The sequence below is a fragment of the Bacteroides graminisolvens DSM 19988 = JCM 15093 genome (assembly GCF_000428125.1).
In the GTDB taxonomy this organism is placed as follows: Bacteria; Bacteroidota; Bacteroidia; order Bacteroidales; family Bacteroidaceae; genus Bacteroides; species Bacteroides graminisolvens.
On the sequence record NZ_KE386628.1, the window covers coordinates 31,587 to 43,892 of the forward strand.

9 protein-coding genes are annotated in these 12,306 nt (G+C 47.2%); 5 read left to right on the forward strand and 4 right to left on the reverse strand.

Annotated elements, in window-relative coordinates:
- Positions 1-385 precede the first annotated feature (385 nt).
- Positions 386-2,083 (forward strand): glycoside hydrolase family 43 protein, encoded by a 1,698-nt coding sequence (locus tag C511_RS0115440; RefSeq protein WP_051260552.1) that lies wholly within the window; start codon positions 386-388, stop codon positions 2,081-2,083.
- Between the two features lie 134 nt (positions 2,084-2,217).
- On the opposite strand, the gene C511_RS0115445 is transcribed toward C511_RS0115440, so the two are convergent.
- Complete coding sequence (locus C511_RS0115445; RefSeq protein WP_034782776.1) at positions 2,218-4,149, reverse strand: NAD(+) synthase; 1,932 nt, start codon at positions 4,147-4,149, stop codon at positions 2,218-2,220.
- 207 nt (positions 4,150-4,356) lie between these two features.
- Between C511_RS0115445 and C511_RS0115450 the strand changes: the two genes are divergently transcribed.
- The 4 genes from C511_RS0115450 (at position 4,357) to C511_RS0115465 (ending at position 9,774) form a co-directional block, all read left to right on the forward strand.
- Positions 4,357-4,773 carry a Fur family transcriptional regulator gene (locus tag C511_RS0115450; RefSeq protein ID WP_034782729.1) on the forward strand — a complete coding sequence of 139 codons (417 nt, stop codon included), beginning with the start codon at positions 4,357-4,359 and terminating at the stop codon, positions 4,771-4,773.
- Between the two features lie 19 nt (positions 4,774-4,792).
- A complete protein-coding gene (locus C511_RS0115455) occupies positions 4,793-5,350 on the forward strand; it encodes an NADH peroxidase (RefSeq protein ID WP_024996773.1) in 558 nt (185 codons plus the stop codon).
- 102 nt (positions 5,351-5,452) lie between these two features.
- Positions 5,453-6,697: an exonuclease SbcCD subunit D C-terminal domain-containing protein gene (locus tag C511_RS0115460; RefSeq protein ID WP_024996774.1), complete on the forward strand. Its 1,245-nt coding sequence runs from the start codon at positions 5,453-5,455 to the stop codon at positions 6,695-6,697.
- Between the two features lie 17 nt (positions 6,698-6,714).
- Positions 6,715-9,774: an AAA family ATPase gene (locus C511_RS0115465; RefSeq protein WP_024996775.1), complete on the forward strand. Its 3,060-nt coding sequence runs from the start codon at positions 6,715-6,717 to the stop codon at positions 9,772-9,774.
- Between the two features lie 22 nt (positions 9,775-9,796).
- On the opposite strand, the gene C511_RS0115470 is transcribed toward C511_RS0115465, so the two are convergent.
- The 3 genes from C511_RS0115470 to C511_RS0115480 all read right to left on the reverse strand — a co-directional run bounded on the left by C511_RS0115470 (position 9,797) and on the right by C511_RS0115480 (position 12,283).
- Entirely contained in the window at positions 9,797-10,975 is a 1,179-nt protein-coding gene (locus C511_RS0115470) for a metallophosphoesterase (protein WP_024996776.1), read from the reverse strand.
- A 145-nt stretch (positions 10,976-11,120) separates the two neighbouring features.
- A complete protein-coding gene (locus C511_RS0115475) occupies positions 11,121-11,771 on the reverse strand; it encodes a hypothetical protein (RefSeq protein ID WP_024996777.1) in 651 nt (216 codons plus the stop codon).
- Between the two features lie 14 nt (positions 11,772-11,785).
- Positions 11,786-12,283: an RNA polymerase sigma factor gene (locus C511_RS0115480; protein WP_024996778.1), complete on the reverse strand. Its 498-nt coding sequence runs from the start codon at positions 12,281-12,283 to the stop codon at positions 11,786-11,788.
- Positions 12,284-12,306 lie beyond the last annotated feature (23 nt).

Sequence of the window (12,306 nt, forward strand, 5' to 3'; positions counted from 1 at the left end):
AAAAGTAAAGCAAGAGAAATAAAGGAGTCTTAAGATAGGCTTAATTTCTTCTTAATTTTTCCTTAAGCTGATATAATTTCTTATTTAATTATTAGTCGGCCTCCTATTCTACATAATCATCATTTCATCTACCTTATTGAATCAAAAGTCCCCCTCCAAAGGCCTTATGTTTTCTGTACACAAGAATATGTAACATAAATCAGTGTGTTTGTTACGTGGGAAAAGGTATCTGAAACAAAATAACAATAAGGGTAGGTTAGAATCTTCTAATTTTGTTTCCCAGATAATTAAATCAATTTTTAAATCTTATCATTGTTTTATGATGAATATGAAATGTACTTATCCTTTTGGTTTAACGCGACAATTACTATTGTTGGCATTGGCTATGCTTACGGCTTTCAGTTCCGTTCCATCAGTGTATGGTAAAAGCAAACCGAAGTCGGGCAAGAGCGCCAAAGGCCCTCTTTTCTCTCAATTTGTATACCAAGGCGACGATGACGTTTACAAGAACCATCCGTTAGCTGCCGGTGAGTTTTACAACCCCATTCTGCAAGGATGTTATCCAGACCCCAGCATCACCCGCAAAGGTGACGACTACTACCTGGTCTGCTCTTCTTTTGCTTTCTTCCCCGGAGTGCCCATTTTTCACTCCAAAGATTTGGTGAACTGGAAACAAATTGGGCATGTGCTCGATCGTACTTCACAACTCAAGGTGCACGACACGCCTATGAGTGCCGGTGTGTATGCGCCCGATATTAAGTACAACCCGAACAATGATACGTTTTATATGATTACCACACAGTTTGCCGGCGGATTCGGTAACATTGTGGTGAAGACAAAAGATCCGATGAAAGGTTGGAGTGATCCGGTGAAACTGGCTTTCAATGGAATTGATCCGTCTCTTTTCTTTGACGATAACGGCAAAGCATACGTGATACACAATGATGCACCCGAAAAGGACTTATATCAAGGTCACCGTGTCATCAAAATATGGGAGTATGATGTAGAGAAAGATGCTATTATTCCCGGAACCGATAAGGTAATTGTAAACGGTGGGGTAGATCTTTCAAAGAAGCCTATCTGGATTGAAGCACCGCATATTTATAAAAAGGACGGAAAGTACTACCTGATGTGTGCCGAGGGCGGTACAGGCGGTTGGCACAGTGAGGTGATTTTCGTGAGCGATTCACCCAAAGGTCCTTATGTGCCGGCAGCCAATAACCCCATTCTTTCGCAAAGATACTTGGCGAAAGACAGGAAGAATATGGTCGACTGGGCGGGTCATGCCGATTTGGTGCAGACTCCCGAAGGCAAATATTACGGTGTATTCCTCGCTGTTCGTCCCAACGAAGAGAAGAGAGTGAATACGGGCCGCGAAACATTTATATTGCCGGTTGACTGGAGCGGTGAGTTTCCTGTCTTTGAAAACGGATTGATCCCGATGGAACCGAAGCTTAAAATGCCTCAGGGAGTTGAGAACAAGACCGGAAAAGACGGGTTCATGCCCAACGGTAACTTTACTTTTACCGATAACTTTACCAACCCGGCTCTTGATTATCGCTGGATTGGTGTGAGAGGCCCGCGCGAAGAGTTCGTGAGCATCAGCAGTAAAGGAATGGAAATCAAACCGTTTGCTGCTAACATCAAAGAGCTGAAACCTACGTCTACTCTTTTTTACCGCCAACAACACAGACATTTCTCGGCTACCACCACGCTTAGCTACAAACCGCAATCAAATCAGGAACTGGCCGGATTGGTTTGTTATCAGAAAGAATCATTTAATTATGTATTCGGAATTACCAAGATGGATAAGGATTTCTATGTGGTGCTGGAGCGCACGGCCAGAGGAAAGTCGGCTGTCATTGCAAGTCAGAAGATCAGTCTCGACGGACCGGTTCAGTTGCAAGTAAAAGCCGTGGGCGATAAGTATCAGTTTGCTTACGCTTTGAATCAAGGCGATTTTGTGAATCTTGGCGGCACCGTGTCGGGCGATATTCTTTCTACCGATGTGGCAGGAGGATTTACCGGCAGCTTAGTGGGCCTGTATGCCACAACAACCAATGATGTTGTTCCACAACCTTGAGCTTTTTAATTGGGTTTATTAAATAGTCGTTTTCAAAACAATCACTGGCAAGGTAATGCTTGTTGTAAGTCTCGGCTTACAACATTGCATTACCTTGTTTTTTGTTTATCTCTGCCTTCAAACAAAGAGTTGTTTTACTTCAACGCTTCGATCTCTTCCAGCCAGCCGGCGGATGAGGCATCACTCGGCATGCGCCAGTCGCCTCGGGGACTGATGGAGATGCTTCCCACCTTCGGCCCGTCGGGCAGGCACGAACGTTTGAACTGTTGGGAGAAGAAACGGCGGAAGAACGTGTGCAGCCATTTCTTGATGGTGTCACGGTCATATATTCCTTCAAAGGCAGCTATGGCCAGATAGAATATTTTCGAGGGGCGGAAGCCGAATCGCATAAAATAGTAGAGGAAGAAGTCGTGTAGTTCGTAAGGTCCTACCAAGTCTTCCGTTATTTGTTTGATGTTACCGTTCTCGTCGGCCGGAATCAGTTCCGGGCTGATGGGCGTGTCGATAATATCGAGAAGTGTGTTGCGCGAGTCATTGTCAACACCATGAGTTGCCACCCATTCCACCAGGTATCGCACCAGTGTTTTGGGAATGCTGGTGTTCACGGCATACATTGACATGTGGTCGCCGTTGTAAGTAGCCCATCCCAAAGCCAGTTCCGAAAGGTCGCCCGTGCCGATGACCAGTCCGTTTACCTGATTGGCTACGTCCATCAATATCTGTGTGCGCTCTCTGGCTTGCGAATTCTCGTAGGTAACGTCGTGCACCTCGATGTCGTGCCCGATGTCTTCAAAGTGTTGTATGCAGGCTGCTTTAATATCTATCTCCCGAATGCTCACACCGAGTGATTTCATTAATGCCAGCGCATTGTTGTAAGTACGGTTGGTGGTGCCGAATCCGGGCATGGTAACCCCCACGATTCCTTCGCGGGAAAGCCCCAGCTTGTCGAATGTCTTGACACAAACCAGCAGAGCCAGCGTAGAATCCAGTCCGCCCGATATGCCCACTACCACTTTGGTCAGAGAAGTATGGTGCAAACGTTGAGCCAGTCCGCCTACCTGAATGGCAAAAATCTCTTCGCACCGTTCATTGAGTGCTGTACCCTGCGGAACAAAAGGATGAGGTACAAAGCGACGGGTGAGGTGTAGTTCCTTGCTGTTCATCAGTCCGGCTTGAATGCGTGTAGCCGCTCCGATGCCCAGATTGGCACGGTTGGCGGCAAAAGTGGTGTTCATGCGGCGTTCGGTACGCAGTCGTTGCACATCAATTTCGCTGACGGTAAGCTGTTCGCCCAGCGCAAAGCGTTCGCTTGCTGCCAGCAAACTACCGTTTTCGTAAATCAGTCCGTTGCCGCCAAAGACAACATCGGTGCTCGACTCGCCGAATCCGCAGGCAGCGTAAACGTAGCCTGCCAGGCAGCGGGCCGACTGCTGGCTGATGAGTGAACAACGGTATGCATGTTTGCCGATGCATTCGTTACTGGCCGATGGGTTGAAGATAATCTCCGCACCCTGCAAAGCCAAATGAGAACTAGGCGGAACGGTAGCCCACATGTCCTCGCAAATCTCAATGCCAAAGGTGGTGTTGCAGGCTTCGAAAAGCAGGTGAGTGCCCAGGGGAACCATCTCTCCGCAAAGGCGTACGGACGTTTCAACCAGTTGGGCAGCCGAGGTGAACCAACGCTGCTCGTAATATTCTTTGTAATTGGGCAGGTAGGTCTTGGGTACAACGCCCAGTATTTTACCTTTCTGTATCACTACGGCCGCATTGATCAGGGTGGCGTTAACGCCCAAAGGCATACCTACAATAGATACTATGTCGAGCTGACGGGTGTTGTTCAGGAGCATCATCAGCGCCATTTCCGACTCTTCCGTTATCAGTCGCTGGGCAAACAAATCACCGCAGGTGTATCCGCTAATGCTGAGTTCGGGAAATACAATCATCTGTACCCCTTGCTGTTCGGCCTCCTTGATGAGAAGTTCAATGCGCGAAACATTCCATTTACAGTCGGCCACCTTCACCTGAGGTATTGCAGCCGCTACCTTCACAAATCCGTAGTTTACCATATTCTCTTTATTATAAGGCATTGCTGCCCGTATCGTTTCCGTACTGCAAAAATAAAAAATATAATTCATACTTGTTCTTCAAAGCAGAAATACATCGTCTTTCATGTTACGTAACACACCAAAAAGAGTTGTTTACTCTTTGGTTTATTCAATCTCTTTGTTACCTTTGCATAAGATTCAAGTTTGTAATGATTACAATTGCGTGACATGATAAACATAACCGCTCATTTGCTGCAATACAATATAAAACCGTCCGTTCAGCGTATGGCCATCATGCAATATTTGCTGGAGTACAAGAGCCATCCGTCGGTCGACGAGGTGTACAATGCGCTGGCGCTGTCAATTCCTACTTTATCAAAAACAACGGTGTACAATACCTTGAAGTTGTTTGTTGAGCACGGAGCAGCACAAATGTTGACCATTGATGAGCGAAATGTTTGTTTTGACGGTGATACGACTCCGCATACACATTTTATGTGTAAATGTTGCGGGAAGATATACGACTTGGCCATACCGGCACCTGTTAAAGAAGTGATGCCCAATGTGATTGACGGGCATGAGGTAAATGAAATGCACTACTACTATAAAGGGTTCTGTAAGAACTGCTTAAATAATAATGACTAATTAATTAAAATTCTGAGAAATGAAAAAGAAATTTAGATGTACCGTATGTGGTTACGTACACGAAGGTGATGAAGCTCCCGAGAAATGTCCGCTTTGTAAAGCTCCTGCAAGCAAATTCGTTGAGGTGGTTGAATCTGTAGGCGGTCCTATGGCTTTTGCCGACGAGCACGTAATTGGCGTGGCTAAAGGTTGCGACGAAGAAATGATTAAGGACCTTAACAATCATTTCATGGGCGAATGTACCGAAGTGGGTATGTATTTGGCTATGAGCCGTCAGGCCGACCGTGAAGGTTATCCCGAAATTGCTGAAGCATTCAAACGTTATGCGTGGGAAGAAGCTGAGCATGCTTCTAAGTTTGCTGAGTTATTGGGTGACTGTGTGTGGGACACCAAAACAAATCTTCAGAAACGCAAAGATGCCGAACAAGGTGCTTGCGAAGACAAAAAACGTATCGCTACTCGTGCAAAGGCGTTGAACCTCGATGCTATTCACGATACCGTACACGAAATGTGTAAGGATGAGGCTCGTCACGGAAAGGGCTTCGAAGGTCTTTACAACCGTTATTTCGGAGAATAAGTTTCACTTATCTCTTGATTTTAAAGGGCTGCAATTTGCAGCCCTTTCTTTTTATTCGTTATTTTTGCAAGTGATGTTTAGTTTGAAAACACATAAATCATTATGATACGCATACTGCATACGGCCGATTGGCATTTGGGACAAAGTTTCTTTGGTTATGACCGCACGGATGAGCACCTGCATTTTCTCGACTGGTTGTGTGACACGATCCGCCAACACGACGTGGATGTGTTGATCATTGCGGGCGATGTATTCGATGTGTCGAATCCTTCGGCGGCTTCGCAACGCATGTTTTACCGGTTTGTGAGCAGGGTTACAACGGAGAACCCTGCTTTGCAACTGGTTGTTGTGGCGGGAAATCACGATTCGGCAGCGCGACTGGAGGCTCCGCTGCCTTTGTTGCAGGAAATGCGGACGGAAATTAAGGGTGTGGTGCCCAAAAGGGAAGGCAAACCTTTGTACGATGACTTGATTGTGGAACTGAAAAATGCCCGCGGTGAGGTGGAAGCTTTGTGTTTGGCGGTGCCGTTTTTGAGGCAGGGCGACTATGTTGTGCCCGAAGGTGCTGAGAATACGTATGCCGCCGGGGTGCGGATGTTCTATCAGGAGCTGGTGCAATGTGCTGCTCTTCGTCAAACGGAGAACCAGGCATTGGTGGCGGTGGGGCACTTGCAGGCGGTTGGCTCTGAGATTGCCGAGAAGGATTATAGCGAGCGAACGATTATTGGCGGATTGGAGTGTGTGTCGCCCGATGTGTTCGATGAGCGGATTGCTTACACGGCATTGGGGCATATTCACAAGGCGCAACGGGTGTCGGGCAAGGAGCATGTGCGCTATGCCGGGAGTCCGCTCCCCATGTCGTTTGCCGAACGCAACTACCACCACGGGGCGGTGCTGGTCACATTGGCTGATGGCAAGCTGCAAGCTATCGAGAAGTTGTCTTACCATCCGTTGGTGTCTTTGTTGAGCGTGCCGTCCGGTGAGGCTGTTTCTCCCGGGGAGGTGCTGGAGTTGTTGAGTTCTCTGCCTCCGCGTGAAGAGGAGTTGCCGGCTCCGTATCTGGAAATAAAGGTGTTACTGGCTGAGCCTGAGCCGATGTTTCGGAATGAGGTGGAGGAGTTGGTGAAAGACAAGCAGGTGCGATTGGCGCGGATTGTCTCGTCTTACCGGAAAGAGTCCGTTTCGGCTTCCGAAGAGAAGGTGGTGGAAGAAGGACTGGAGGCGATGGATCCGTTGCAGATATTGAAGGCGACTTTCGAAAAGACGTATCAAACGGATATGCCCAAGGAGATGGTTGAATTGTTTCAGGAGGCGTGCCGGCTGACGGATTTGAATGATAATGAGTAAGGATTGAGGAAATTGACATGAAGATATTAGCCATACGTTTGAAGAATTTGGCTTCCATAGAGGGAAGCTTTGAGGTGGATTTTACTGCGGAACCTTTGGCTTCGGCCGGAATCTTTGCCATATCGGGACCTACAGGTGCGGGGAAGTCGACTGTGCTCGATGCGCTTTGTCTGGCGCTGTACGACAAAACACCGCGCTTTGCTGCCACGGGTGAGAATCAGTTCCTCCGTGATGTGGGGGAGGCGATGATTAACCAGTCGGATGTGCGCAACATTCTTCGCCGGGGAACGGGTGAAGGGTATGCGGAGGTCGACTTTCTGGGTGCTACGGGTCGTCGTTATCGCTCGCGCTGGTCGGTTCGCCGGGCGCGGGGGAAGGCTACGGGTTCGTTGCAGGCGCAAACCATTCAGGCGTGTGATTTGGATACGGATACGGAGTTGCAGGGTACCAAAACGGAGGTGTTGGGACAGCTGGCCGGATTAGTGGGACTGACGTACGAGCAGTTTACCCGCACGGTGTTATTGGCGCAAAACGACTTTGCCACGTTTCTCAAGTCTAAGGAATCGGCCAAGGCGGAACTGCTCGAGAAGTTGACGGGAACGGATATTTATTCGCGCATTTCCAGAGAGATTTACCAGCGTAGCAAGCTGGAGGAAGAGGCTTACAAACGGGTGAAGGAAACGCTGGGGCTGGTTGAACTGATGAAGCCCGAAGAGTGGGAGGCGTGTGTGAAACAAAAGCAGGAACTCACCGTTGTCAGGGAGCAGGGGGTGCGACAGTTGGCTTTGCTTACGGAACAGTTGCAAACGTTGCAGGCGTTTGTTGGCCAGCAGACTTTGTTGGCTCAGAAACAAAAGGAAGAGAGTGAGCAGGGACGGAAGTTGGTTGCTTTGCAGGAAGGGTTCGACAAGCAGCGGACGGAGTTGGATGTGTTCCGTCAAAAGGTGGAGGAGTTGCAACCGGAACTGAACGCGGCGAGGGAGCTCGACGTGAAGATTCAGTCGGCAAACCTGACTTTCACCGAGGTGCAGGCTTCTTTGCAGAAGGCTTGCAGGGAAAGGGAGGAAGCGGAAAGGCAGGTGGCCGGAAAGCAGCAGTTGGTTGCCGGTCTGGAAGGTCAGTTGCAGGCGCAGGGCTTGCGTCAACGTTTGGCAAAGATGTCCGCAGGTGTTACCGATGGGGGAGTTGCCGAACAAATTCCTTCTTCTGAATTATCTTCTGTCTCCACCGGTAACCGAATGCAGGAAGCATTGAATCGGGCGGAAGCTCTGTTGCAAACTGGGCGACAGGTGTTACTGAAGCAGCGGGAGTCTGCCGAAAAGATAAAGAATCAGCTGGCTGTTTTCGATATAAAAGCGCTTGGTAGTGAGCAAGCGGTGTTGCTGAAAGAGCAAGAGCAATTACAGTCGGCCCGCCATACCTTTACCGATTGGGAAAGGGTGAGCAAGGAGTTGCGGGAGTTAATGCTTCAACAGAATCAACTAAAGGCTCGCAAACAAAAGGCAGGTGAGGATGTGGCCGAACTGGAAACACAGCATCGCGTATGGCAGGAGTCTTTTTCCGGTTTACAAAAGGTGTATGAAAACGCCCGCAATGCCATGACGCAAAATGTGGAAGCCTTGCGTGCCAATTTGCTTGAAGGAGAGCCTTGTCCGGTGTGCGGCAGTCGCCAACATCCTTATGAACAACCTTCGGAGGCCTTGGATAAACTTTTTTTGAGTATTCAGGAAAAGTACCAACAGGAAGAAAAGAAGGTACAGGAAATTGGCAATAAGAAATCGGCTCTTTTGGGTGAACTGAAGCAAATTACCGAACAAGAGATAACGGTTGCTGCACAAACGGCTCGTTTGCAGGAGCAGGAAAAACAGTGTTCCCTGAAATTGAGTGCATGGAAGGAAAAGGCCGGTGACGAAGCCGACCTGTTGCAATGGCTGGAAGTGGCTTTGGAAAAATGTCGCAAGCGCGGGGAGGAGATAAACCGTAAGGTTCAGGAATACGAAACGATTAATAAGGAGTTGCGGCAACAAGAGGAGGCTACGGCTTCTTTGCACAAAGAGTGCGAGGTGCTTGTAGAGGCTATTGGCGATGGTAAGTTGAAAATGCAGGAGTTGCAGGCAGTGAGTGAACGTCTTGCCTTGCTCAAGCAAACGGAAGAAAGGGAGAAGGAACGTTTTAACCAGGCTGATAAAAATTTGAAGGACTTTCAGCAGCAACGTGCTTCTTTGCTCAAAGGCAAACCGATTGAGGATGCGGTGGCAGCGGTAAAGAGTCACGAGGCAAAGTTGGTTGATGCATTGGAGAAGTGCCGGGGGGAATTGGAAAACGGCAAGCTCGTCTTGTCTGGCATTCAGGGGGAAATTCGCCGCTTGTCGGATATGTTGAAGGAGCTGAATGAGAAAAAAAGTCTGATTGAAGAACCGGAGCAATTGCCCGGAATACTGGAACGGCAGAAAGAGGTTAATCAGGAAAATGATCGTGCCCATTCCGCAGTTGAACTGAAACTGTTGCAGCACGAGCAAAACCAAAAGCGTTTGCAGGAGCTGGAAAAGGAATTGCTTGAAAAGCAAAATTCGTTCTTGAAGTGGGAGAAACTGAATAAGTTGATTGGTAGTGCGGATGGTAATAAGTTTAAGGTAATTGCCCAGGGGTATACGTTGAATTTGCTTTTGTTGCATGCCAACAAACATTTGTCGTACTTGTCGCGCCGCTATCGTTTGCAACAGGTACCCGATTCGCTTGCCCTGCAAGTTATTGATGGCGATATGTGCGATGAAGTGCGTACGGTTTATTCGCTTTCGGGCGGGGAGTCTTTCCTTATTTCGCTGGCGTTGGCGTTGGGACTTTCTTCGTTATCGAGCAATAATTTGCAGGTTGAGTCTTTGTTTATTGACGAAGGATTTGGTTCGCTGGACGCAGAAAGTTTGCGTATGGCCATGGAGGCTTTGGAAATGTTGCAGATGCAGGGACGCAAGATCGGCGTGATTTCACACGTGCAGGAAATGAGTGAACGAATTTCTGTGCAGATACAAGTGCATAAGTCGGTTAACGGAAGAAGCCAGATTCGGGTTGTTGGTTAACCCGAATCCGGCTTCTTGTTATTTATTTAGCACTTCCTTGTTGCAAGGTAAGGAGGGTAATTTCAGGCCAGGCGCCAAAACGGAATGGCAGTCCAACGAAACCCAGTCCGAGGTTCACATAGAGTCCGCGTTCTCCTTCTTTATACATCCCTTTCCATTCGGGATAAATGAAGGAGGAAGGCGAATGGTTTCCCCATGCCATTTGCATACCGTGCGTATGTCCGGCCAGCATCAGTTCAATGTCTGATTGTGAGAGCACCTCTCTTCGCCAATGAGTGGGGTTGTGACTCAGTAGCAATTGGAACATACCTTCGGTGCCCTGCATGGCTTTCACCAGGTCACCGTGCTGAGAAAAGGGAGGTTCACCTTCGTTTTCCACACCTATCAGGGCTATGCTGTCGTTCCCTTTGTGTAGAATAACATGCGAATTATTGAGCATTTTCCAGCCCATTTCCGTTTGCCTTTCATGTAATTGACGGAGGTTCTTGGCCTGATCGGTCTTACTTTTCCAGCGGAAGTACGGACCGTAGTCGTGGTTGCCCAAGATAGAATAGACACCGTCTTTGGCTTTCAACTGTGAGAGTATATCCTGAAAGCCATCTAATTCGGAGGCTTTGTGGTTAACCAAATCGCCCGTGAACACGATGAGATCCGGTTCCAGCGCATTCACCCGGTTTACTGCTTCCTGCATGGCTTCTTCATTGCCCCTCCAGCTTCCGATATGTATGTCAGATAACTGAACGATGCGATAGCCGTTGAATGCAGCGGGTAAGTTGCTTGCGTGGAAGTCGACTTCCTTAACTTCAAAGCGCGTTTTACCAATGGCCGATCCGTATACAATAATACCTGCCAACAGGGCGACAACTGCTATGCCTAAAAGGGTAAACGGAGTTTTGGGCCAATCCAGCAGAACATGGAAGGGCAATCCTAACAGCGAGATGATCATGAAAAGAAGCTTAGGCAGTACAAACAGGAAAAACACCACTGCAAACCAGCCCATCCAGTGTCCGCGGTCTTCCAGGAAACTACTGCTTCCGAAGAAAAATAACAGAGCCAGTCCGGTTAGTAACAGAATGGAAGGAACGAAATACAAACACCGCCACAACAAGCTGTCGGTGAGTCGCACAATGAACATCTTATAAATATAAATGTCGGGCACTATCAGTGCTACGGCCAGAATGGCCATTATTCGTTGAATCATACTTTTGGTTTTGTCTTTTAATTAGTGATAACATAAAAAAAATCCGGTTGTTCACAACAAAGGTGAATAACCGGAAATATAATAACGCAGAGGAACCCCTTCTTATAACCAATAGGAGTAAAGAATACGCTTTTCAATGAAGTGATTATGCTCTGAAGTTATCGTCAGGCGCCTCTGCGATATGAAGTCCTTCAAGTTCTTCTATATTCTTTTTAATAGTATCTAAATGACTATAAATAAGCTTTTTATAAACCAGGTAGATGATACAGACATCTACCAACAGCAGCAAAGATATAATAATTACTTGAAATAGCAAGGGTTTATGATACAAACCTACTAAATAGTAATATAAACTGGTAAATAGTACGGCCCATACGGAGATGGCTATTACTTCATACTTCATCCAGGAACGGAATTTATTCATCCGAAGGGCTACTTGTACAATGGGCATTTCGTCAACTTTCGTGTCTCTGACCCACTGATATGTTTTCAGATCCCAGAAGATTCCCAGAATGATGGTGACTGCAAAGAAAAGACACAGTATGCACGACTCATCTTTCAGGTTTCCGGAAATAAAACGGGGAAGTATGCACCACAATGCTACCACAATCAGAATGGCTGCGATGCCGATACTAACTGATAAGCGTTGCCAACCGGCCAGTCTTCTGATACTCTTGCCGGCATTGCTTTTGTATGTTGAGATTAGCTCACTGAGCTTGTCTTCGTCAACCAATCTGTCTTTTTGCAAATGCTGGTCAAGTGCATTCCACGATTTTTTTAACTCATCCAATTCCATATAGCTAATTCTTTTTATTCGTTGCTCTTCTTCATCTTTCTTAACTTCTCTTTGATGCGATTCAGTTTTGTCGCCACATTGGTAACCGTAAGACCTGTTATTTCACTGATCTCTTCGTAACTTTTTTCTTCCAGATAAAGCAGAATGATGGATTTGTCAAGTTGTCCTAACTGACCGATGAGGTAATACAGTTCCTTCAACATCAGTTGAAAACTGTCTTGCTCCTCAGTCATCCATTCGCTTTCATAGGGAGTGAGAGTCACGATCTCGGGCACATTTTTTTCTTTACGGATAAAACTGATGCATGTGTTCAAAGCAATTCTGTAAATCCATGTGGAGATTTTACATTCACCCCTGAACTTAGGATACGCCCTCCATAGGTTCAATACCACATCTTGATACAAATCGTTGAGTGTGGCATTCCTGGAAGTATAGAGGTAACAAACTTTATAGATTACCCGCTCATACTCTTTGATAACGGACAGGAATTCCTGTTCTGTGTTCACATTCATTTTCCGGAGATTGCTTTTTAAAA